Origin of the sequence: Bacillus sp. P14.5 (assembly GCF_003316765.1) — a bacterium.
In the GTDB taxonomy this organism is placed as follows: domain Bacteria; phylum Bacillota; class Bacilli; order Bacillales; family Bacillaceae_B; genus Rossellomorea.
In genome coordinates this window covers 34,793-57,734 of sequence record NZ_NIJF01000073.1, presented here as the reverse complement: position 1 = coordinate 57,734, position 22,942 = coordinate 34,793, and the positions used below count along the sequence as shown (strand labels likewise).

Here is a 22,942-nt window from a genome sequence, read left to right as displayed (position 1 = left end):
ATCTAATCTGCTTTCTATTTATTTTTATAGCTTTCTCCATTTTCCTACTAAACTGTAAAGTACAGGGGTAAATACTAGCGTCAAAAGAGTACTTGTTGTTAAACCACCAATAACCGTAATCGCAAGACTCTTCGAAATTACACCTGATGAAGATTGAGATAACGCTAATGGTACTAAGGCTAGGATTGTTGCAAGTGCCGTCATTAAGATTGGACGGAAACGCGATTTACAAGCCTCAATTAGTGAAGTGTGTAAGTCAAGTCCTTCTCTTCTGTTGCTTTCCACCCGATCCAGCATGACAACTGCATTGGTAACTACAATTCCAATCAGCATCAGCATTCCAATCATTACACTCATAGATAAGGTTTCTCCGGTCAGCATAATGGCTCCTAAAGAACCAATGGGAACAAAGATAATCGATGACAAGATAACAATTGGAGTGATGATTCCGCCATACGTAATCGTTAAGGTTAAAAATACTAACCCTATTGCAATCATCATAGCCTGGCCTAAGTCACGAAATCCTTCTGTCATCATTTCTTGACCGCCGCCTACTTCCCACTCAATTCCATTAGGTAATGAAAGGGCGGCAATGTCTTTTTCAACGGTTTCCGTTACTTGCCCGACTTCTTCACCTATACTCTCTGCCGATATTGTGAATGCACTTTTTGTATCCTTGTGTGCAATAGCAGCAGGAATTTGTTGTTCTTCAATTGCTGCAACATCCGCTAACTCCTTCACTCCTGCTGGTGTTACAATCTCTGCTTTTTCCATTTCTGACTTATTGGAAACTAGAGCATCATATGTGACTACTACTTCCGTTTCTTTATCATCCAGAATCATATTTCCAATAGATAATTCATTCATTTGCTCTTCAATTTGCTGATATACAGCAAATTGACTGATTCCTTGTTCTTTTGCCTCTTCAGTCAGCTCCAGGCGAAATTTTGTTTGTTTTTGTTGGGCTGTGTTTGATATATTTGTTAAATTCTCATTTTGCAGCAACGAATCCTCAACTTTATTCGCTGCATCAATCAATTGATCAAGATTCTCCCCATAGAGAGTGATATCAATTGTTTTACCGGAAGGAGGTCCCTCCTGCTGTACCTCTTGAATTCGAATTGAACTGTCCTTATACTGTTCCTTCACCAGTTCCTCTACTTTTTCTTCAATAGGCTCTTTATGATCAGTTACCGTCTCGCCTTCAAGTAACTGTATATAGAAGGTGGCTGTATAATCATTTGAACTCTTCTGTTTTAACTGATTGGTGTTGTTTGCTAATCCCACTGCAACTTGAACATAATCCACTTTCTCGTAATCGCTTAACTCAGCCTCAATTCCTTTTGCAAGCTCGTCTGTTTCTGACAATGGCGTGGATACGGGAAGCTCCACGTCGATTTGCAGGGCACTGGCTGGACCACTTGGAAGGAATGACTTACCAATAGAAGGAATCATTGCTAAGGAGCCCACCAGTAAAGATAATGCAACGGCGATGACAACCCATTTTTTTGAAAGGGACTTCTTTAAGAAGTAGTCATATCCCCTTTGTAACCAGCCCGCTTCTCCCTCATGGACTCCTGTTTTTAAGAAGAGTAAACCTAATACAGGAATTAACATAAAGGCTACCAGCAACGATAGAATAATAGATGTTACAACAGCAATGGAGAACGGCCTGAAGAACTCTCCAACAATCCCACCTACAAATGCAAGTGGCAAGAACACGACAACCGTTGCAATTGTTGAAGATGTTACAGCTCCAATCACCTCTTTTGTTGCTTTATATATAATTTCACGTTTAGTGTAAGCTTCTTTCCTTTGCAGCCATTTAAATATGTTTTCAATAACCACGATACTGTCATCAACTATTCGTCCAATCGCTACTGCCATACCACCGAGAGTCATAATATTCAGGGTGTATCCAAAGTAATCCAATACAGCTATGGTTCCTAAAATGGACAATGGCAGGGAAAGGATGGCAATAATAGTAGCTCGAAAATTCCGTAAGAAAAGCAAGATGATGACAACCGTGAATAGCGCTCCAAATCCACCTTCTTTTATTAAAGAATCCACTGATTTTTCTACTTCTTTTCCTTGATCGATAATCGTGAATTGTTCATATTCATATTTTTCGTTAAAATCATCAACCTCACTTTTTAATAACTCAACAACTTCTGCTGTGTTTCCTTCTTGTGTCTTTACTACATCAAGAATAAGAGCTGAGTCTCCGTTATAGCGTGAAATTGCATTAACTTGTTCAACTTCCTTCACTTCAGCAATCTCATCTAGAGGAATAAAGACATTTTGGGGCTGTTGTTGTAATGAAGGTGATGGATTTGGAATCGATTGTTCAGGAGTAACCGGGATAGTAATATCCTTTAATTCTTCCGCACTCTCAATTTGTTCCTCAAGACTTACAGGGATTTTATTTCCTTCATTCTCAAGTGAGCCCAAAGGTAATACGTAATTCCCTTGCTCAAGATATTCAGCAACTTCAGATACCGTCAGACCATATTCATTACTTTTTTCTTTATCTACTTCAACAACTAATTGAGTCGTTGTTGCACCTGAGATATTAACATCACTTACACCCGATACATTTTGTAATTGGGGAATCAATTCATCTGTTACATTTTCTTGTAACTCATCTAAGCTCTCTGCTGAGAAAGCAATTTTATAAATAGGCTTTGAGCTTGCAGAAATTCTTTTATACTCCAGTTCAACCTCTTCAGGTAAGTCCATTTTATCTATTGATGTCTGGATACTCTGATCAATATCGTCCATATCTTCTCCAAATTCATATGTTACTTGAATAAGGGTACGATTATCTCTTGTTGTACTTGTTAGCGTGTCATAAGGTTTGACATTTTCAATGGCTTCTTCAATTGGTGTCGTTACCTCATTTTCAACTTCTTCAGATGAATGGTTTGGATAAACTGCTTGTACCAATAATGTTGGGGACTCTACATCTGGATAGGTTTCTAATTTTATTGAATTGGATGAAACCAACCCAGCAACAACCACTAATAATGATAAAATAATTATAGCTATGTTATTTTTCAAACTGAATTCCAGTATTTTTCTCATAGCCGCATCTCCTTCCTTACGAGCACTATCATAAGAAAGAATTGTGACCCGAATGTGACCAATAGATTAAATGTCGGTTGACAGAAAAAAAGCATGGATTTTACCCCATGCTTTTTGGCAGTGTAATCGTAAAAGACGTTCCTTTACCCACAGCACTATGAACGCTAATTTCGCCGCCGTGAAGATTAACGATTTTCTTTACAATAGCTAAACCAAGTCCACTCCCTTGTTTCGATCGAACCCTTGCACGATCAACTGTAAAAAACCGGTCAAAAACATAAGGCCAATCTTCTTCAGGAATTCCTTTTCCAGTATCAGAAAAGACTACTTGAATACTCTCACCCTGTTCTTCCAGAATGACTTTAATTCCTCCCTGATAATCGGTGAACTTCATGCTGTTCGTAAGAAGATTATGCCATACTTGTTCCAACTGGTCTTTATCAGCATCAATTTCCACCGGCTTCACATCTTCCAGGTCTATTTGAATACCTTTTTCCAACCACTGAGGTTGATGATTTAGGAACACTTGACGTATCTGCTGGTCCAAGCGATAAAATTGTTTGTTCAATGGATTTTCTTTACCTTCAAGAACAGAAAGCTTTAATAGGTTTTCGCTTAATTTTGCCAGTCTCTCACTTTCGGTTTGAATGATGGTTAAGTAATGATCTTGTTGGGATTTTGGAAATTCATTCTCCTTTAGTGCTATGGCAAAGCCTCTTATCGAAGTTAAAGGAGATTGTAAATCATGAGAAACATTTGAGATGAATTCCCGCCGCGTATTCTCTATACGGTTCAATTCTTTGTTCATCGTATTAAAGCTTATGGCAAGTTGGCCTATTTCATCATTTCTTTTTATTGGAACATTTCCTGAAAAGTTTCCTTTTGCAATTTTAGAAGTAAAAGTTGTCAGCTTTTTGATCGGAGTAACTAAATAAATGGCGACAAAAAGATAAAGGATGCTTCCGATGCTCAAGACGCTTATTAAGACAGTGGTAAGGACCTCTTGAACAAAACTAAGCTTTCCGATAATTCCTGGCTTTAAGAAGAGGGCATAGTTTTGTCCATTTGCCTCAAACGGCAGGCCCACTGACGAATTTCTTAATAACCTTGGATCCTGATTATCGATTCTATAAATACCTCCAGCAAGCACTGCTTCTATTTCACTTGGTGCAGCATAATTCTCCGGATTTGCTTTTCCGTAATAATCGGCCTCTCCGTCTTCAGAATATACGGCTATATTGAAGCGGATTGATGAAATCCCTTCTAAATAACGTTCAAGATTTTCAGGCTCCATTTCTTTGTATAGCTGAATGATTGCTTTGCCCGAGAAAATCATTTCTTCTTCCAGTTCTTCAATCACGCGATCTTCATAAATACTGAAGGTGATAAAAAAAGACACTGTTACACTAATCACCACAACAACTAAAAACGTAAGGACCATTCTGGTGTATAATGAATTAAACATCTTTATACTTTTCCTCTAACCGATAACCCAGTCCCCTGATGGTCGTGATGGTAACCTGTGCATTTTTATCTTCCAATTTTTTTCTGATTTTTTTAATGTGCGAATCTATCGTCCGTTCATTTCCATCAAACTCAATTCCCCATATGTCTTCAATAAGGTGATCTCTAGAGAATACTCTGCCAGGATTGGCAGCAAGCTTAAAAAGGAGTTGAAATTCCTTTAAAGGAAAGGCAATTGATTTATCCCCAACCATTACTTCAAGACTTCTTCCGTCTATCTTTACATTACCAATGGACATTCTTTTCTCAGCATGGACTTTATTACGTCGAAGCAGCGCCTTGACACGTAAGACAAACTCCTTCGCATCAAATGGTTTTACAATGTAATCATCCGTGCCAAGCTCAAATCCCTTAACTTTATCTTCACTTTCACCTTTAGCCGTTAACATGATGATTGGTATATCATAACCCTCCCGAATTTCCTCACAAAGCTCCCACCCGCTTTTCCGAGGCATCATAATATCTATAACTGCTAAGTGAATATCCTGACGCTTTAATAATTTTATAGCCTCTTCCCCATCATTTGCTTGCAATACATTATATCCCTCCATTGTCAGATAGAGATTTGTTAGTTCTCGTATATTACTATCATCGTCTACAACTAAAATTGATATTAATGACATAAATACCTATCCTTTCTAATGTGAAGCAGATCAGGTTCTGTTTTCCTTCTATTTTTTTCATCCATATACTTATTGGTATAGCTGTATTCTATTTCAGTTCGAATAAGCCTTAAGACCAGTATAAAAGTAAAATAGTGTAGAAATCCATTTATTTTGAAAGTGACAATCTAGAGGAATTTAAAAGGAGCTAAAAACAGTATATTATCGATTATTAAATGAAAAGACGGGGCCTGACCCCCGTCACTTTGACCTTTTTTTATGTCACAGTGACGGCCTGACATTATATAGAAAACATTATTCTTCAAAATTTCAATATGTACATAAATACTTCCTTGAAACAAGGGGACGCTTCTCCCGGTGCCGTTTCCTGAAAAGTGCAACACAAGGACCGTCCCCTTGTTTCTGTTTCCATGCAGGTTGCCGATAACCCGCTGATTCAACAGCTGGTCACTGAGCTGCCTTTGGGAGACCACCCCGGGAACAGTACTTAATCCCTTATGTACTGCTGTCGTTTTGAATATAATTTGGCGTAGTTAGCAAGTGTTATGTCGCCATCAGCTAGTTACAAAGCAACGTTGGAGAGTTACTATTACACTATACTATTAGCAAAGAAGGACACGGTAATCTACTAATGAAAAAAGGAGGTCCATATGCATGACGTTCTATAACTCTGATCGTGTAAAATTCCCTGCAGGATTTTGGGCAGGATTACGGCAATTGGGAATAGCCCCCCACGATGTACTTCGAAAAGCACAATTGCCACTATCTATTGTTTCAGATCAAGTTGTTACCACAGCCCAATATTTTGCGATTTGGCAGGCTTATTCTGACCTCATGGATGACACTGCCAAAGGAATCATCAAGCTTGCGACATCCTTTGAAACAGATCATTTTCCTCCGACTGTCTTAGCAACTTACCATGCTAGTGACTACCGTGATGCCTTAAAGCGCATGGCCAGGTACAAACAACTGTGCCCTCCTGAAAGCTTACATATTACTGAGGAAGGTGAACACTGTACAATTGAAATAGAATCATCGCAAAGTGAACAACCCGTCCCACCCATTCTAATTGGCATTACGTTGGCATTTCTTCTCGAACTGGGACGCCGAGGCACAGGTCAACTTTTTACAGCAAAATTAGTAGAATTTTCTACCCATTCAATTGGTGACATGCAGATTCTTGAAGATTACTTCGGCTGCCGAATTCAGGTCGGTACAAATTGTAACAGATTGACTATACATCGAGCAGATCTGGATCGACCCTTTGTCTCGTACAATGCTGAATTACTAGAGGTACTGACTCCCGTACTGGAACAGTCATTGAATGAGGAGCCACGAAGCCGTTCAATTACCGAGACCGTCAAATGGATCTTGAAACGCAGCCTCACTGGAGGTCGCCCTGACATTCAGATTATTGCGAGCGAATTAGGGGTAAGCAATCGTACCTTGCAGCGGCGGCTTGCTGAAGAAGGCACAAGCTTCAAGCATTTGTTAGTAGACGTTCGACATGAGCAGGCAAGAGAGTACCTCGCAGACCCGTCGCTTAATATTAAAGAGGTCGCCTTTTTGATTGGATATGAAGACCAAAACTCATTCTACCGTGCCTTTCACCTATGGGAAGGTGCTACCCCTCAAAAATGGCGTAATGAACATCTCGGTACAAACTTGATAAATTGACCAGTCTGCTTTTCGATTTTCGATACTGTTTCATCAGCAGGATGACTTAATAAGGAAGAAAAGGAATATTTCTTAAATTAAAGGAGCAATGTATTATGAATATGGACTTAAAAATAAAACAGCTTTAGTCACTGGTTCAACAAGAGGGATCGGTAAGGCGATTGCCATCGAACTTGCGAAAGAAGGTGTTAATGTACTAATCAATGGACGAAATTACGAAGAGGTAGAACGAACTGTAAATGAAATTAAGTTAGAGTTCCCTGATAGCTTCCCTCAAAATGCTGCTGCCGATATTGTAGATAATCAACAAAGGGAAGCATTATTTAAAAAACATCCCCAAATTGATATTTTAGTTAACAATATGGGGATTTATGAAATTATGAAGTATGAGGACGTAGACGATGAAGTATGGGAAAAGTATATCCGTACTAATGTTCTTGCAGCAAATGGACTATCCAAATTTCACTTACCTAATATGATAAAAAATAATTTTGGCCGAATTATCTTTATTGCGAGTGAAGAAGCAGTTATGCCATCGGGACAAATGCCCCAATATTGTGTGACAAAATCAATGCTATTATCATTGTCAAAAACCCTATCTAAACTAACAATAGGAAAAGAAGTTACAGTCAATACGATCTTGCCGGGACCAACGCTCTCTGAAAATGTGCAGCAGATAATTGAGGGGATGTACCCAAGCAAAGATATGACTTTTTCAGAAAAAGAGAAAGAATTTATGACTAAAAATCTTCCTCAATCTGAAATTCAGCGATTTATCAAGCCAACTGAGATAGGCAGATTAACTACCTTTTTATGCAGCCCTTATGCTTCCGCTTTTAGAGGTTCTCCCATACGTATGGATGGAGGCATGGTACCGACTATTTTCTAGCACCAAAGGAAAGTCTTCAAAAGTGGATGAGCATTTTAAAAGATAGTCACAGTGAAAGGCGAGGCCTGACCCCCGGTACGTTACTGTGCTGGGGGCTGAGTTTCCCCCTAAAAAACAGTAGAAATAGCCGCTAGACTTCGTTTGAAAATGTCGGCTAAAGCAACTTCATCCACTTTTACTGATTCTGTAAAAGACAAATCTTCCTTGTTAAAATAATCACTCATCTTATTATCACCATTCCACAAAGCTCTTCCTTCGTTCGTATTAGAAATAAAATATTCTTTATCCTTGTAAACAAATTCTATTTCTCTTCCCTGTTCCAAATAAAACAGTAAGTGTTGAAAGCTAATGGTTCCACCCGCCGGGACATCCCGGAAATCTTCTTGATTTCCCATTTATATCTCTCCTTTCCTACTATCAACTCGATAAAGCGGCTGACCCCCGGTAAGTTAAAAGGGTAAAGTGCTCTGACCCCCGGTACGTTAATGCGTTAGTGTGCTGGAATCATGCCCTTATTTCCGAGTTTCTACTAATTAATCAAACGTTTGATTAACAGAAATTAGCCAATATTTGAGAGAACATCCGGCACCCTACTGACTAGGTTTTTGATAAAAGCAACATGGTGAAATGTATTTGTTCCAAAAAAGGGTTCCCCGACAATGTACAGAGGCTGTGTGAGAGTGAATTGTAACCAGAATAGCAAATAGGGACAAGTTCCTGACCCTCTTGTCCCATTTGTTAATATTTGGTGGGACGAGGAACCCGTCCCTCTGTCCCTTTATGGGAACATCAAAGCGTCTAAAAAACCAGAAAGTGAATATGGTATTTTTGGTGACTTTTAGTGTAAGAGGGTATATACAAGGTGAAACCTGCTAAGAAAGGAGGGATACTGTGTCTTTTCTATCGAAAAACTGGTTTTTAGCTATCACTTCTTTAGTCATCTGTCTAATATTAGTACCCTTAAGTGTACAAAATAGTTTTGGCGGATGGACTTATCAGACTATTGAACTGATAGTCGTTTTTAGTTTAGCTTTTGGCGTAATGAAACTGATATCAAGCATACCAACCCCCGTTAAGACTTGAGATAAAGGGCCTGACCCCAGGTACATTAGTGTACTGGGGGACAGGCCCTGATTTCTGAATACTGTAAGTCCTTAGCTGCTTTACTCAGCTTCCCCCTGTGTGCTTAACCATGATTTATCACCTTACTTTAACAGCAGGTTCCTTCCTGCCCCCCTTTAGAATGAACCTCATCGTCACCATTTGATTGAATATTTATATTTAGTACATATTCTTTAAAATGAGGTATGAAAAGTGTTAGAAAGATAGCAGATGGGTAAAGGCTTCATATCCTCACATTTTACTATTTCGCCAAGGTATAAGAATGCGCACCTGCCTTGCTTACTAGTAGGATTTGAAGCTAACCTGGATTTAAGGAGTTATTTACTACCATGACTTGGATATATATCAGTATTTTTTTCATTTCGGCTGTCATCTCTTCCTTGTCTGCTGTTCATTTATCAAAACACGCGGATACAATAAGCAAACAAACAAGGATGGGTGGATTTTTGGCCGGTACCATCCTGCTAGCTGTAGCGACTTCTCTCCCCGAGTTAACGACGACAGTCTCGGCAAGTGTCATCGGAAGTGCCGATATTGCGGCCGGCAACGGGCTGGGCAGTATATTATTCAATACTCTAGTGTTATTTGTATTGGATATTTACTTCCGCAAAAAGCGCTTATTCCTCCGGGTCTCCCACACTCATATCTACACAGGGGTCATCGCTCTCCTGCTTTGTGTGATCTCTGCTGGCGGCTTACTCATTAATCACTCTTTTTCAGTATTGAATGTCGGGCTCACCAGTTTTGTTGTTGCGATTATTTATGGGGGCGGAATGTGGCTGCTTTCAAGAACCAAACTTGAGGAACCATCTACAGAAGAGAATGGAAATAAGGTCTCGGAAAATACATCTATTCGTATGGCGGTACGAAAATTTATATTGTTTTCCATTGCCATTTTTATTTTCGGAAGTGTTCTTTCTCTTTCTGGAGATGCTATATCCCGAAGTACAGGCTTAAGTGCCACTGTTGTGGGGAGCTTCTTAGTTGCCCTAGCGACCTCACTGCCGGATGCCATGGGGGTCTTTATGGCCTTGAGACTTGGCAACATCAATATGGCGATTGGAGCAATCCTTGGCAGTAACATCTTTAATATCTTAGTTGTTGCTATTGGAGATGTATTTTACTTCGAGGGAAGTATATGGCAGGATACAAGCAATGATATTATTTACATATCATTTATTGGGTTTGTTTTAACCGCCATTGTAATGATCATTATAAAAAGAGATCGGACACGCAACTCTTTCACTTATATTCTACCTTCTTTGACAGCCGTCGTTTCTTATCTGCTGGTCATGGGTTTTCTTTTTTCTGAGAACCAGTGAGACAGAAGGGAACTGAAACTAAAGTGGCTTCCGGTTATAAGAAAATTACCGGAAGCCTTTTTTGATACAAATATCTATTCAACTATACCTTTTTAGGATCTATGAAGAGCAATCTCTCTTTGCATAAGAATTTACGAATTTAATTTCCTAAGATTGTCAGACACTCTTCTACTGGGCTTCCCGATCTTGCAGACGGAATACTTGCAGGATATCCCAGTTGCAAAATCCCTACGATTTTCTTCTTCTGATATATATTAAGTTTTCCCTTTAATCTCATACTTTGTCCCGTTTAATGTAATTTCACCCGAGCCCTTTTTGAATTATAGAGAGAAGAATGAAGATAAGCATTTTTGGTTCATCCATATTTTTTTGAAAGATCAATTTCTTCTGCAAATGGGAGATCTTAACCGAAAAATCGAAAAATGAATTAAATCTCTTTCTTGATAACCATTTTCACTTAAGTCATAAAAAGCAATAGGCGAATTCACACAGGCCAAGAGAGGGATCCTCCATGCATACTTCTGAAAAGAAATATACACGCACAACTCTATTCTAGATTTTTCCAAGTAGTATCTCAGGCAGTTATTCTATTGAAGTTATATCTTAAGAGAATAACTCCATAAGAAAAAGGACCTGATCGCCATAAAATGCGATCGGGTCCTGACATCGTTCATACTAGCTACTTTTCTAAACTTGTGGGCAGTCATTATGAACCAGAGAGTGAATTCCAGTTAACTGCCTTCTTGGGATTGATTAATTCATAAACTCCAATACTTCATCAATAATCTCATCTCTTCCGATAAGACCCCAGCTCTTATATATCCAAAAGTCTGTTTCAAAGACTTTGTCATTCTGAACAGCCGCAAGCGACTGCCAAAGGGAGCTGTCACTTATGCTTTGCAAATTTTCAGGACCGCCTGAAGAATCAACTTGTAAGAAAATATAGTCAGCCTTCATATCGGGGATGACCTCCAGCGATAAGTCACCGCGTTCTGATTCATCTGTTAGATCAGATGGTGTAAAACCTAAGTCATTATATAATAAAAAGTTTAAGGGATGGCCTGTTTGGGGATAAATTTGTACGACATCCTTCCTGATGCGTAAGTATGCCAGCTTATTGCTTTCTATTTCACTAATTACTTCACCGGCTTCTGCTACCTTTGTTTCTAGTTCTGCAATTTTCTCCTCAGCTGCATCAACTTTATCAAAAATTTCAGCTATTTTCAGCAGATCCTGCTGCCAATAGTCAGGATCGTTATAGTCCTCCGAATCTTCAGTTCCTAAAACAACTGTGGGAGCTATCTTATTCAGATCATCATAGATGGATTCTGCTGTCCAGCTGTCTGAAATGATCAAATCCGGCTCTATACTAAGTATTGTTTCCAAGTTGGGTTCAGAGGAAGATCCAATAACCTCCACTCCATCTAATTGGTCTGCCAGATAAGGAATATAGTCTCCGCCAAATTGAGCTTCTATTGTCACGCCAGCTGGCGTTTCATCAATTGCCAACATATGATCGATATAAGCAGGGGATAGTACAACGACTTTTTCTAAACTCTCCGGAATTTCTGTTTCTCCTCTTAGATGGCTGACAACGCGAGGCTCTTCATTGACCGTTTCGTTTTCAGTTGTGTCCGCAGCTTCGTTTTCGTTGCCGCCGCAAGCCGCTAAAAGGATTAAGAGTGATGTAAAGATACAAAATAAGCTGAACTTCTTCATTTATGTTCTCCTCCATATTTTGATAATGAAAATCATTATCATTAGCTTATAAGAAAAGGCCTCTTGATGCCATGGAAGATTTCACTTAGTTTGCATGGACAAATCCATTAACCTATTTTGAGGCTGCCCGCAACTTTATCTATGACCCACATTCTTCCTATAATCCCTTGGGACTTGAAAAGGAAATCAGCAGCATTATGGACATTATGGTTTTTCACCGCTTCTAACTGCTTCCACTTCTCTGACTGAACCAGTCGCGTCATCTGGTTATGAGCAAGGTCGCCTGGATCCACCATGATGAAAATATGATCCGGGTTATAGTTCAATAACTCTTCTAATTGCAGGTCGGCTGCCCATTGAGTTGTATTAAAATTTCCAGGCAAATCCAGATTTAATTCTTTATACAGAAGATTTCCTAATTGATTGTCCATTCCATAAATCCGGTAAAAGGAAGGCCGTACTCTTAAGAAATATGCGGTCTGCCTTTCACCTAATTCCTCTATTATTCTTATGGCTGAATTAAGCTTATCATCATATTTTTGGATCCACTCTTCAGCCTCTTTCTGTTTTCCAAGTAATCTGGCAATCTTCAAGAAGGAATCTTTAGGAGAAACACCGTTATCCAACACCGCTGCCGGAGCGATACTCTTAATAGTAAGATAATCATTGTGTAAATTGCTCGCGATAATCATATCAGGCTTGGCCTTAAGCAGCTTTTCAAAAACATTTGCATGATCGTCCAGTTCCACCATTTGCTTACCCTGCCCCGTTAGAACTGGAATGGGGGAATAGTTTGTCACCATGCTCTTATATGACAACCGGGCCACGGGGTTTATTCCTAAAGCTATGAGATTATCATCATATCCATAATCCAGGGTGGCGATCCTTTTACATTTGCTTTTAAGATAGATTGACGGCGACACTCCCTCAACCTTCTTAAAAACCCTGCTGAAATAGTGTTCATCCTTAAATCCAATATGACCGGCAACCTCCCTGACCGTCATCTCGCTTGCAATAAGTAACCTTCTTGCTTCAGTCATTCTTAACTCAAGGAGATAATCGGTGGGAGTTTGTCCAGTATGTCTCTTGAATTGCCTTGTAAAGTGGCTGATGCTGAAGCCTGCCAGTTTTGCTAAATCCTCTATCTTGATGTCTCTTTTGTAATGCTCCTTTAAGTAGGCAACAACATGATCCATGCTGTTTCCTCTCATTACCTTCTTATTTTGATTATTTCTTAAAAGCAATAGAAGGAGAGCATTTAATATATTATTTCTTTCCATCCCAGCGAGAATGGTCTCTCCCTCACTATTGATCGAGGACAATTGAGTTAAGCATTTTTTCACTTCTGACTCATAAATCCCTAATTTCTGCTCCCGGTGTATCGGCAGAGTATACTCTTTGTCTTGCCAGAATTTTTTATGTTTTATGGAAGCTGAACAAGAAAAAAGAATAAGGTCATACTCTATCGGTTCCAGACCATTTGCCTTTCCTTCCACAATCATATTCGGCGTAAAAATAAACAAGCTCCCTTTTGTCACTTTGTAAGATTCCCCATTTATGACGAGATCTCCTTTTCCGTTCTTTATATAACAAATGGCATGCAAGGATATAAGCCGCTTTCTTAAGTTGCTGAAAGGCTTGCTCTTTATCTTGATCATTCTCAAAAAAGTGAAGAAAATAGCTGGATTTCTATTAGAGGTAAAGTGCATCATAGGCTGAGTTTCCTTTCTTTGAAATTAAACTATTCACTTCTGCAAATGATATTGATTATCAATATTAATTATAAAGTATTTTTGCTGAGAATGTAAGAAAAAAAGCGAGAGCCCCCTCTCGCTTTTAACTGTTTTCTATTCACTTGGTAAAAAGATGCGGACAAGTTCCGCAGCACCTCTCCTTATCTCCTCCATGAATCAAATAAGAAAGGCAGCAGTGTTTTCTAATAAAAAATGGTGCTTCATCATCGGGTATATGCAGGGGAAATTCAAAATTCATTGGATTAGGACTATCCTCTGAAAATAACGCCTCTGAAGTAAGAAGCTTCAAGTTTTCGTCAATTTCAATCCTTTTTTTGGCATCGATTCCCCCAGACTTAGTGCGGTCTGAAAGAAATTATGGGAGACGAGGGAATTCATATGAGGTACCTTGCTTTTCGTCTGTGAAGAAATGGCATTAAAAAGAGGTGCTATGTGATTTTGTATAAAAGAGCGCTTCAGTTCATATCTTTCATCTCGAGTTATTTCACCGATAAAAATAAAGCTGATTCCGGAAATATGAAATTCATACATCCATTTTTCGTGAGCTTGATGCCTGAATGCCTGGGATTGGTATCCAATATAATCTCAAATTGGCTCATTAAGTTTAAAAAGCCCATGGCAAGGACAGAATATCTCTTGGCAAAGATTGTTCCTGTTATAACATCCCTGCAATTATTCATTTGCCTGCTCTGTCTGTTCACTAATTCTCTAACTTGACTACCATCGTGAATCAAATGTTGCACCTTAAAATCTATGTGCCTATCAATGTCATCCTCTTTGATAAAGAACATTCCATAGTTCCCTATCATATAGTTCCGTATTTTCTTGTCCATTGTTTTGCTCCCTTATATAGTTCTATCTCTTTCTATCGTACGAGGCAAATGTTTCACTGGGAATGGATATAAGTGCTCAATATCCTTGGACAAATGTAGCTTATGACCTTTCGTCCACAGTGCATCAAGAAAATAGACTAACCCTTTACTGATCAGTCTTTTTTATTGAGTTGGCCTTAAGTTGTAACCGCTACTTTTTCTACCTTTGTTGCAGATTCCTTATTTAAAAGATTATAGGAGAAGCAAGAAGGTTTGTTTGTTCGAGGGTCATTGACGATTTTGGCTTCAATTGAAAAAACTTCCCTCAGGACCGCTGGTGTCATGATTTCATAAGGAGTCCCTGTCTTGATCAGGCTTCCATCTTTTAAAGCAATCATATAGTGAGCAAAACGTGCGGCCTGGTTTAAATCATGAATGACCATGACGATTGTTTTCCCCTCTTCCTCATTCAGCTTTTTCAACAGCTCAAGAATTTCCAGTTGATGAGCCAAATCCAGGAAGGTCGTAGGCTCGTCAAGCAGAAGCAGATCCGTTCCCTGTGCCAATGCGAGGGCAATCCAGACACGCTGCCTCTGTCCCCCTGATAGATCATGAATGGAACGAATAGAGAATTCACTCATTCCGGTGGCTGACAGCGCCCAATCAATCATTTCCTCGTCCTCCTTCCGCAGTTTGCCAAAGCCTTTCTGGTAAGGAAACCTGCCAAAGGAAACAAGGTCACGTACTGTCAGCCCCTCCATCGCTTTTGGGTCTTGAGGAAGGATGGCCATTATCCTTGCTACTTCTTCTGTTGATTGCTTGTGAACGGCTTTTCCATCAAGGCTGACCACACCTGATTTCTGTTTGATGATCCTTGCCATCGTATTTAACACGGTTGACTTTCCACAACCATTTGGACCGATAATGGTACTGATCTTTCCTTTGGGTATAGTGATATTTAAATCTTCTACTATAATAGTATTCCCATAACCAATCTGAAGGTTTTCTACCTTTATAGAAGCCAAATTATGTCCCCCCTTGATTGTCTACTATGTGTCAGTGAGTAAATCATATGTTAAACAGACAGGCTTTCCTATTTCCGGATCTGTCACAATTTCCACATCTATATTGAAGGCTTTTTGTAAAACCTCCCTTGTCATCACATCATCCGGGTTTCCTTCTTTGATCACTTTTCCTCCATCGACTGCCACCATATTATCTGAAAAGCGGGAAGCGAGATTCAAGTCATGTAAGACCATAACAATGGTAATGCTTTTAGTCTTGTTCAGCCTCTCCAACAGTTCCAGAACTTCCAACTGATGCGCCAGGTCAAGAAAGCTTGTAGGCTCATCAAGTAATAACAGATCCGTCCCCTGTGCAAGAGCCATGGCAATCCAGACTTTCTGCCTTTGCCCACCGGAGAGGGAATCAACGGGCCTGTTGGCAAATGAAGCCACCCCTGTTGTATGGATTGCCCACCTCACCATTTTCCGGTCCTCTTTGGTTTGACTTCCAAACCCCTTTTGATGAGGAGAGCGGCCATAAGAGACAAGTTCATAAACTGTCAGTCCTTCAGGAGCTGATGGGTGCTGGGGAAGGATGGCCATCTTCTTTGCAATTTCTTTCGTTGATTGTTCATGAATTGCTTTACTGTCCAGGTAGATAACACCTGATTTCGGTTTCATGATTCTGGCGATTGTTTTAAGGATAGTGGACTTGCCGCTTCCATTAGGTCCGATGATGGAAGTGATCCGGCCGCCGGGTATCTCTATATGGAGGTCTTCGACAATCATCTTTTCTTTGTAGGCAATAAAGAGTGACTTCGTGCTTAACATAGTGGAGCCCCCGTTTCTTAGAAACTTATCTTGTCTTCATAAGTAAGTAAATAAAATATGGTGCACCCAAAGCAGACACTACCAGCCCGACGGGAATTTCTGAAGGTGCCAGCAGGCTCCGGCCAATGAAATCAGCCATTAAAAGGATGAGAGCACCCATCAGGGCTGATGCCGGTATTAGTACCCCATGCTTCGAGCCGACAAGCCGTCTGGCAAGGTGAGGGGCAACCAGACCCAAGAAACCTATTCCACCTCCAACCGACACGCACGCTCCTGCCAGGCCAACTGCAACAGCCAATAAGATTCTGCGCTCCCGCTCCACCTTTGTTCCCAAACCCACCGCGAGGCGGTCACCGAGAGCCAGCACATCTAAGTATCTGGCTTTTAACATTGCATACGGAATAAGAATCATAATCCACGGTAAAACAGATAATACGAATTTCCAATTCGTCCCCCATATACTCCCGGCAAGCCAAATCGCTGCCGACATAAAGTCCCTGGGGTTCATTTTCAGCTGAAAAATGAGGAGAGCAGCACCAAACCCAGCCCCGACACCAATCCCCACTAATATCAACCGGATTGGCGTGACACCATTTTTCCAGGCTATAACATAAATTAAAAAAGCTGCAAGAGCTGCACCGGCAAAAGCCGAAAAGGGCATCGCAAAGATTGTAAATTGCTGGGGAAGATCATAAGAGCTCATGGCCGATCCCTGCGAAAAATAGATGAATATAACAACTGCCAACCCGGCTCCTGCATTGATTCCCAAAATCCCCGGATCTGCGAGGCCATTCCGTGAAACACCCTGCAGAATCGCTCCTGACACAGCCAAACCGGCTCCTATTAAAATAGCAATGACCATTCGCGGCATCCTGAAGTCAAACAGAACAAGCTCCTGCTTTTCTGTTCCCATCCCTGCCAGTGTTTTCAACACATCAGGAGGGGATATCCGAATGGCACCAGAGTTCAAGCTTATTAAAAACATAAAAATAATTCCGATTGTGATTATTAGCATGATGAACATTGGGCGCTTGATGATACCTTGTTTCATCTATAGCTCCCTCCCTTCTCTTCGGGCAAGATACAGGAAGAAAGGAACACCGATACATGCTGTTATAGCTCCTACAGGGGTTTCAAATGGAGGATTGATCATCCTTGCAGCAATATCTGATACTACAAGCAATAGTCCACCCAATACAGCCGAGCAAGGGATGATCCAGCGATAATCCACCCCGACCAAAGCACGGGTGATATGAGGGATGACCAGTCCAACGAAGCCAATGGTCCCTGCCACAGAAACAGCAGCCCCAGTAAGCAGCAGTACGACAATCGTACCGAAAGTTTTGATGACTGCCGTCTTTTGCCCCAGCCCAACCGCAACATCATCTCCCAAGCTTAATATTGTAATAGATCTCGCCAGCGCCAATCCACCTGTAATCCCAATAATCGCAACAGGGATCAATAGTTCCACTGAAGTCCATCTGGCACCTGCCACGCCTCCCGCAAACCAAAACGTCATGTCCTGTGCAACATCAAAATGAATGGCTATCGCTGATGAGATGGAACTCAGAAAAGCGCCTACAGCCGTTCCGGCCAGCGCCAGCTTTACAGGAGTGAGGCCGCCGGGAGAGAGCGAGCCAATTCCAAAAACAATTCCTACTGCAATAGCTGCTCCAATAAAGGAAGAAAACATAAATCCCAGGGAAGTCATGCCAGGGAAGAATGCAAAGGCAATCGCAATCGCAAATGCTGCCCCCTGGCTGACTCCCATTATAGAAGGAGAAGCTAACGGATTCCTCGTCATCCCCTGCATAATCGCTCCTGACATTGCCAGAAAAGCTCCGACCAGTGCGGCAGCCAATACCCTGGGAATCCTTAACTCTTGGATGATCTGGTGCTGCGTCAAATCAGGGTTGTAGTGAAAAATTGCTTCCCACACCGTAAGCAGTTTAATATCAGCCGCTCCTAACGAGACCGATACCCCAAGCCCGAGAACAAGTAATATCATCCCGCCAATGAGAATCAGGGCAGCTGTTATGGGACGGGACTTTATCTCATCATCCTGCTCCTCATCGTATTCATTAAACGAATCGTCAATATGCATACCTGTCATTCCTTTTTCTTTTACGTAACGATTTTGATAATCATTATCAACTAAATAGTCTAGCCTAATCTAATTTCGATGTCCATGAACTATTTTGCTCTTTTGTATAGACATATTTGTTTTTAAAGCGGGCTATCTCATTTATTACTTATTGTACAAGGTAAACTTTTCTTCAATTGGGGTGCGCGGTCTTGGTTCAGGAGCTTCCTCAAAGTAACCCATATGGAGAAATGCAACGATCTTTTCACCGGGCTTTATCCCAAGTAACTCATGAGCTTTTGGATCATAATTATGAGGATTTGTTTTCCAAACCACTCCTAGCTTCTCTTCCCACGCAAGAAGCTGGAAATTTTGGATCAAGCAGCTCACGGCTCCGTAGTCTTCGTCCCATTGCTTCTGCCTTGGATCTTCTTTCATTATGACAATCAGGAAAGCTGACGGCTGGCTGAAGTAGTTTCTTCTATTCTCTTGCATCCCTGCCGGAAATAACTTTACAACATCCTCCACAAACTCTTCTTTTTGGTGTGTCGGCACAAATATGAAGCGCCAAGGTTCTCTTAAACCGTGATTTGGTGCCCAAACAGCATCACTCAATATTTCTTTTACAACCTCTTCTGTAACTGGTTTGTCTGTGTATCCGGTTTTGATTGAAAGTCGCTCTCGAGTCACTTTCGCAACCGGAGATAGTACTTTCTACATTTAATATCCTCCTCAAAATCTACCATTTTTATTATTTTGGCTCTTTTCAGAAGTCCCACTGAAGAATATTTCCCCCTAAAAAAACAGGACCTGTTCCCTGGTACGTTAAACGTTACTGTACTCGGGGGCAGGCCCTGACTCTAGTCAATATCAAGCATCTCTTCTTTCTCCCATCTTCTTAAAAGGACAATAGCACCAATAACGAGTAAGCCGATGTACGTCCCGATTGTTAGGAACATTGGGTATCGGACACTGATAGGGAAAGGGGCCAGACCCCCGGTACGATAATACGTTAGTGTACTGGGGTCAGGCCCTGATTTACTCAGTTGGTTTTTTCATTAAAACTAACCGCAATCTCTGCTCCTACTTTCGCATTGTGCTTGACCAATTCGATGTTGGCAACAAGGCTTTTGCCTTCTGTTAGCTCTTTGATTTTTCCTAACAGGAATGGTGTGCTGTCTTTTCCGATGATGTTATTTTCTTCTGATTCTTTGATTGCCTGGGCGATGATCCCGTTGATGTAGTCTTCGTCCATGGCGTGTTCTTCAGGGATTGGGTTGGCGATGACTGCTCCGCCTTGAAGGTTCAGGTCCCATTTTGTTTTTAGCGTTTCGGCAATGACGTCGATGGAATCGGTAGAGAAGTTTAATTTATGCTCGCTTTTTCTGGTATAGAATGCTGGCAGGAAGTCTGTTGTATAGCCGATGACAGGGACTCCTTTTGTTTCAAGGTATTCGAGTGTGAGTGCAAGATCCAGGATGGATTTGGCGCCGGCACAGATGACGGCTACGTCTGTTTTTGCTAATTCATCCAGGTCCGCTGAGATATCCATCGTCGTTTCTGCCCCTTTATGGACACCGCCAATGCCGCCTGTGACAAAGATTTTGATGTCGGCTAAATCAGCGCAGATCATGGTGGTGGCAACCGTGGTGGCCCCTAATTTCTTTGTGGCGATAATTTGCGCCAGGTCACGTCTGGATACTTTCGCTACGTCTGAGCTTTTACCGAACAGTTCCAATTCATCGGCTGTTAACCCGATTTTGATCTTGCCTTCAATGATGGCGATGGTCGCCGGGACAGCACCGTTATCACGGACGATCTGCTCCACTTCGCGAGCTGTTTGTACGTTTTGCGGATAAGGCATACCGTGAGAGATAATAGTCGATTCCAGTGCAACGATTGCTTTGCCTTCCTCTTTGGCTTGTTGTACTTCTTGAGATAATTCAATGTATTGTTCCATTTTAAAACTCCTCCATATCCAGCTTAAATTGTTGTTGAGATAACTCTTGTCTGACTGTATATTTTGACAGGATGGTTTTGTGTGAGTTGACCAGACCTGACTTGATGGTGTAATCGAGTGCATTATTTTGCAGCCAGGAATAGATCACTCCTGAGCAGAATGCATCTCCCGCACCTGTCACATCGACCACAGATGTTGTTTCGATCGCTGGAAAATAATGAACCTTTCCATCCTCTCCTCCAGCCATCACACCCTTTGAACCATTCGTGACAATGACATTTTCCACTCCGAGTTCTACCCACTTTTTAACGGAATCTTCCCAATCGCCATCATCATTGATGTTCATACTCATAAAGCATTCTGTTTCATCTTTATTGACAATGAGCCAGCTCACCGCACTCAAGTCTTTTGGAAGTCTGTTCATTTTTGGCGATGAAACCGGGATGATGACTAATGGAATAGTATGTTGGGCTGTAAATGAACAGAGAAAATCAATCGTTTCACTTGGACAATTCAAATCTACTACAATACATTTCGCTCTTTTGAGGATAGAACTGCTTTTCATCAACAATTCAGGTGTGATATTTTCATAGATATCCATATCTGCCAATGCGACGGATAAGTCACCCTCTTCATTCAAAACGGCGGTATAGGAACCTGTTGATGAGTCTTCAAATGAGGCGACATGTTCTAAATTCATAAATGGAGCAGATAAATCATAGATCTCTGTCCACTCCGAATCATTCCCTCTTGCAGACATTAAGACGACTTCCTCTCCCAATCTCCCCAGGTTTTCCGCAATATTTCTGGCAACCCCTCCTACAGATGTAGAAGATGTAACGGGATTAGATGTCGCCTGTATAAGTTTGTGTTTGGCATAAAATTTCCGGTCAACGTTCGCTCCGCCAATACAGACAATCGGCGCTGCTTCATTCAACACGTAAGCCTGGCCCGTGACATATTCTTTCTTAACCAAAGCAGAAAGGTGATCCGCAATGGATGACGGGGACATTCCTGCTAATTCTGCTAACTCCTCCTGAGAAACAAATGGACTTTCCCGAATCAAATCGACTAGTAATCTCTCATTTTCATTCCGATCATCTCCCATTTTACATCTCCTCTCATTACAAAAGTTTATTAAATAAACATAAGTTTAGTATACGCTTTCATTTTTGGCTGTCAAGAGGAAACAGGGGGACGGTCCTCCCGGTGCGGCTTGAAGAAAAGCGCATCACAAGGACCGTCCCCTTGATTCCATTCCAATTTCATTTGTATGCCACATGCCTATTACGTATAATCGATGTAACAGCAAACTGAGGTTTTAAAACGATCGTTCTAAGAAGAAATGAGGATTATCATGGATAAAGAAAAACAAATTTTACATCATATTAAAATGAATCCCTTTATATCACAGCAGGATTTGTCAGCTAAAGTCGGGCTATCACGGCCTGCTGTAGCAAATTATATTGCCAGCTTGACGAGGCGCGGTGAAATCAAAGGACGCGGCTATATTCTTCGGGAAGAATCATCGATTGTTTGTATTGGAGGGGCGAACACCGACCGTAAAGCCCGCACGAATCAGAAGGTGAAATTATATTCATCCAACCCGGTCGAGATCACGGAGGCTTGCGGGGGTGTGGCGCGCAACTTTGCCGAAAATTTAATCCGGCTTGGAGTCAGCACTTCCCTCATGACGTGTGTGGGAGACGACAGAGAAGGTAACTGGATACTGAAAGAAACGAAAGCCCAGGGAGTGGATGTCAGCCAGGTTTGGGTATTGCCCACCGAACGGACAGGTACTTTTACCACACTAATAGACATTGATGGCGAGAGTATTGTGTCTATGGCTGATATGAATATTTACGAGAAATTAACCACTTCGATGTTCGCGGAAAAGTGGTCACATATTGCCGCCTCACAAGCTGTGTACCTGGATACGAACATTCCCAAGGACTGTATCACCTACTTGATTCAACGCTGCAAAGAGGAAAACATTCCTTTGTACATTGACCCTGTATCCCCCGCCAAGGCACGAAAACTTCCTTACCGTCTTGAAGGAGTGGAACTGTTACTCGCAAACCGGGAAGAAGCGGAACTGCTTGCCGAAGTAAAAATTGACTCCATAGACGACTGCCCAACAGCCTCTGAAAAACTCAGACAGCGCGGCGTTCAAAAAGTCATCATCACACTTGGTGATGGAGGGGCATATTACTCTTCTCGTGAGGAATCCGGCCATTTGCCAGCTTTTCAAACGGAAGTAGTGGATGTGACAGGAGCGGGAGAAGCCTTTTCCTCCTGTGCGGTTTACGGAATCATGAATGAGAAATCATTAGTTCAAGCCTGCCAATTAGGTTTGGCCGGCGCTGCCCTTACACTTCAGACGGAAAAATCGATATCCTCGCTTTTAAATCCTGACAAAATTCATGAGTTAATGTCACAGTGACGCCCCGACATTTGTCGAATGGTGATAGGAACAAAAAGGCCTGTCCCTCAGCACGTTTATATGTTAGTGTGCTGGGGGCAGGCCTTGATTTCCCA

Annotated in this window: 19 protein-coding genes; 4 read left to right on the top strand and 15 right to left on the bottom strand. The window is 41.3% G+C overall.

What is annotated here, in order from left to right; genetic code table 11:
* Positions 1-24 precede the first annotated feature (24 nt).
* From B9Z54_RS12910 to B9Z54_RS12900, 3 genes are all read right to left on the bottom strand, one after another.
* A complete protein-coding gene (locus B9Z54_RS12910; protein WP_113928791.1) occupies positions 25-3,084 on the bottom strand; it encodes an efflux RND transporter permease subunit in 3,060 nt (1,019 codons plus the stop codon).
* Between the two features lie 100 nt (positions 3,085-3,184).
* The gene (locus B9Z54_RS12905) at positions 3,185-4,549 is read right to left on the bottom strand and encodes a sensor histidine kinase (protein ID WP_113928790.1); all 1,365 of its coding nucleotides are present in this window, start codon (positions 4,547-4,549) and stop codon (positions 3,185-3,187) included.
* Positions 4,542-5,231 (bottom strand): response regulator transcription factor, encoded by a 690-nt coding sequence (locus B9Z54_RS12900; protein WP_113928789.1) that lies wholly within the window; start codon positions 5,229-5,231, stop codon positions 4,542-4,544. Before B9Z54_RS12900 ends, B9Z54_RS12905 begins: the two co-directional genes overlap by 8 nt.
* A 654-nt stretch (positions 5,232-5,885) precedes the next feature.
* Here B9Z54_RS12900 and B9Z54_RS12890 point away from each other — a divergent pair.
* Positions 5,886-6,908: a helix-turn-helix transcriptional regulator gene (locus B9Z54_RS12890; RefSeq protein ID WP_113928787.1), complete on the top strand. Its 1,023-nt coding sequence runs from the start codon at positions 5,886-5,888 to the stop codon at positions 6,906-6,908.
* 88 nt (positions 6,909-6,996) lie between these two features.
* Positions 6,997-7,797, top strand: coding sequence for an SDR family NAD(P)-dependent oxidoreductase (locus B9Z54_RS12885; protein ID WP_113928786.1), 801 nt, complete (start codon positions 6,997-6,999; stop codon positions 7,795-7,797).
* 107 nt (positions 7,798-7,904) lie between these two features.
* Here the strand turns inward: B9Z54_RS12885 and B9Z54_RS12880 are convergent, their stop codons facing one another.
* Complete coding sequence (locus tag B9Z54_RS12880) at positions 7,905-8,192, bottom strand: hypothetical protein (RefSeq protein WP_113928785.1); 288 nt, start codon at positions 8,190-8,192, stop codon at positions 7,905-7,907.
* Positions 8,193-9,248: 1,056 nt separating this feature from the next.
* On the opposite strand from B9Z54_RS12880, the gene B9Z54_RS12870 reads away from it, so the two are divergent.
* Entirely contained in the window at positions 9,249-10,241 is a 993-nt protein-coding gene (locus tag B9Z54_RS12870; RefSeq protein ID WP_113928783.1) for a sodium:calcium antiporter, read from the top strand.
* Between the two features lie 753 nt (positions 10,242-10,994).
* Here the strand turns inward: B9Z54_RS12870 and B9Z54_RS12865 are convergent.
* From B9Z54_RS12865 to B9Z54_RS12815, 11 genes are all read right to left on the bottom strand, one after another.
* The gene (locus B9Z54_RS12865) at positions 10,995-11,960 is read right to left on the bottom strand and encodes an ABC transporter substrate-binding protein (protein ID WP_113928782.1); all 966 of its coding nucleotides are present in this window, start codon (positions 11,958-11,960) and stop codon (positions 10,995-10,997) included.
* Positions 11,961-12,067: 107 nt separating this feature from the next.
* Positions 12,068-13,618, bottom strand: a complete 1,551-nt coding sequence (locus B9Z54_RS12860) for an AraC family transcriptional regulator (RefSeq protein ID WP_162785200.1) — start codon at positions 13,616-13,618, stop codon at positions 12,068-12,070.
* Between the two features lie 193 nt (positions 13,619-13,811).
* On the bottom strand, positions 13,812-13,952 hold the full coding sequence (locus B9Z54_RS26690) for a (2Fe-2S)-binding protein (protein WP_113928780.1): 141 nt from the start codon (positions 13,950-13,952) through the stop codon (positions 13,812-13,814).
* 241 nt (positions 13,953-14,193) lie between these two features.
* A complete protein-coding gene (locus B9Z54_RS12850) occupies positions 14,194-14,547 on the bottom strand; it encodes a hypothetical protein (RefSeq protein ID WP_113928779.1) in 354 nt (117 codons plus the stop codon).
* Between the two features lie 176 nt (positions 14,548-14,723).
* Positions 14,724-15,551, bottom strand: coding sequence for an ABC transporter ATP-binding protein (locus tag B9Z54_RS12845; protein WP_113928778.1), 828 nt, complete (start codon positions 15,549-15,551; stop codon positions 14,724-14,726).
* Positions 15,552-15,575: 24 nt separating this feature from the next.
* Positions 15,576-16,361, bottom strand: a complete 786-nt coding sequence (locus B9Z54_RS12840) for an ABC transporter ATP-binding protein (RefSeq protein WP_113928777.1) — start codon at positions 16,359-16,361, stop codon at positions 15,576-15,578.
* A gap of 25 nt (positions 16,362-16,386) precedes the next feature.
* Positions 16,387-17,412, bottom strand: coding sequence for a FecCD family ABC transporter permease (locus tag B9Z54_RS12835; RefSeq protein ID WP_113928776.1), 1,026 nt, complete (start codon positions 17,410-17,412; stop codon positions 16,387-16,389).
* Complete coding sequence (locus tag B9Z54_RS12830; RefSeq protein ID WP_113928775.1) at positions 17,413-18,465, bottom strand: FecCD family ABC transporter permease; 1,053 nt, start codon at positions 18,463-18,465, stop codon at positions 17,413-17,415. It lies immediately after the preceding gene.
* A 144-nt stretch (positions 18,466-18,609) separates the two neighbouring features.
* Positions 18,610-19,134, bottom strand: a complete 525-nt coding sequence (locus B9Z54_RS12825; protein WP_113928774.1) for a nitroreductase family protein — start codon at positions 19,132-19,134, stop codon at positions 18,610-18,612.
* Between the two features lie 352 nt (positions 19,135-19,486).
* Entirely contained in the window at positions 19,487-20,404 is a 918-nt protein-coding gene (locus B9Z54_RS12820; RefSeq protein WP_113928773.1) for a pseudouridine-5'-phosphate glycosidase, read from the bottom strand.
* Position 20,405: 1 nt separating this feature from the next.
* Complete coding sequence (locus tag B9Z54_RS12815; protein ID WP_113928772.1) at positions 20,406-21,512, bottom strand: carbohydrate kinase; 1,107 nt, start codon at positions 21,510-21,512, stop codon at positions 20,406-20,408.
* Between the two features lie 249 nt (positions 21,513-21,761).
* Here B9Z54_RS12815 and B9Z54_RS12810 point away from each other — a divergent pair, with 249 nt between their 5' ends.
* Entirely contained in the window at positions 21,762-22,847 is a 1,086-nt protein-coding gene (locus B9Z54_RS12810; RefSeq protein WP_113928771.1) for a carbohydrate kinase, read from the top strand.
* Positions 22,848-22,942 lie beyond the last annotated feature (95 nt).

Excerpts from the sequence above, each read along its gene's own strand:
- B9Z54_RS12820 (WP_113928773.1), bottom strand. The coding sequence starts at position 20,404 with ATGGAACAATACATTGAATTATCTCAAGAAGTACAACAAGCCAAAGAG.
- B9Z54_RS12815 (WP_113928772.1), bottom strand. The coding sequence starts at position 21,512 with ATGGGAGATGATCGGAATGAAAATGAGAGATTACTAGTCGATTTGATT.
- B9Z54_RS12905 (WP_113928790.1), bottom strand. The coding sequence starts at position 4,549 with ATGTTTAATTCATTATACACCAGAATGGTCCTTACGTTTTTAGTTGTT.
- B9Z54_RS12835 (WP_113928776.1), bottom strand. The coding sequence starts at position 17,412 with ATGAAACAAGGTATCATCAAGCGCCCAATGTTCATCATGCTAATAATC.
- B9Z54_RS12850 (WP_113928779.1), bottom strand. The coding sequence starts at position 14,547 with ATGGACAAGAAAATACGGAACTATATGATAGGGAACTATGGAATGTTC.
- B9Z54_RS12840 (WP_113928777.1), bottom strand. The coding sequence starts at position 16,361 with ATGTTAAGCACGAAGTCACTCTTTATTGCCTACAAAGAAAAGATGATT.
- B9Z54_RS12885 (WP_113928786.1), top strand. The coding sequence starts at position 6,997 with ATGTATTATGAATATGGACTTAAAAATAAAACAGCTTTAGTCACTGGT.
- B9Z54_RS12810 (WP_113928771.1), top strand. The coding sequence starts at position 21,762 with ATGGATAAAGAAAAACAAATTTTACATCATATTAAAATGAATCCCTTT.
- B9Z54_RS12890 (WP_113928787.1), top strand. The coding sequence starts at position 5,886 with ATGACGTTCTATAACTCTGATCGTGTAAAATTCCCTGCAGGATTTTGG.
- B9Z54_RS12880 (WP_113928785.1), bottom strand. The coding sequence starts at position 8,192 with ATGGGAAATCAAGAAGATTTCCGGGATGTCCCGGCGGGTGGAACCATT.
- B9Z54_RS26690 (WP_113928780.1), bottom strand. The coding sequence starts at position 13,952 with ATGAATTTTGAATTTCCCCTGCATATACCCGATGATGAAGCACCATTT.
- B9Z54_RS12900 (WP_113928789.1), bottom strand. The coding sequence starts at position 5,231 with ATGTCATTAATATCAATTTTAGTTGTAGACGATGATAGTAATATACGA.
- B9Z54_RS12865 (WP_113928782.1), bottom strand. The coding sequence starts at position 11,960 with ATGAAGAAGTTCAGCTTATTTTGTATCTTTACATCACTCTTAATCCTT.
- B9Z54_RS12830 (WP_113928775.1), bottom strand. The coding sequence starts at position 18,465 with ATGCATATTGACGATTCGTTTAATGAATACGATGAGGAGCAGGATGAT.
- B9Z54_RS12870 (WP_113928783.1), top strand. The coding sequence starts at position 9,249 with ATGACTTGGATATATATCAGTATTTTTTTCATTTCGGCTGTCATCTCT.
- B9Z54_RS12860 (WP_162785200.1), bottom strand. The coding sequence starts at position 13,618 with ATGATCAAGATAAAGAGCAAGCCTTTCAGCAACTTAAGAAAGCGGCTT.
- B9Z54_RS12910 (WP_113928791.1), bottom strand. The coding sequence starts at position 3,084 with ATGAGAAAAATACTGGAATTCAGTTTGAAAAATAACATAGCTATAATT.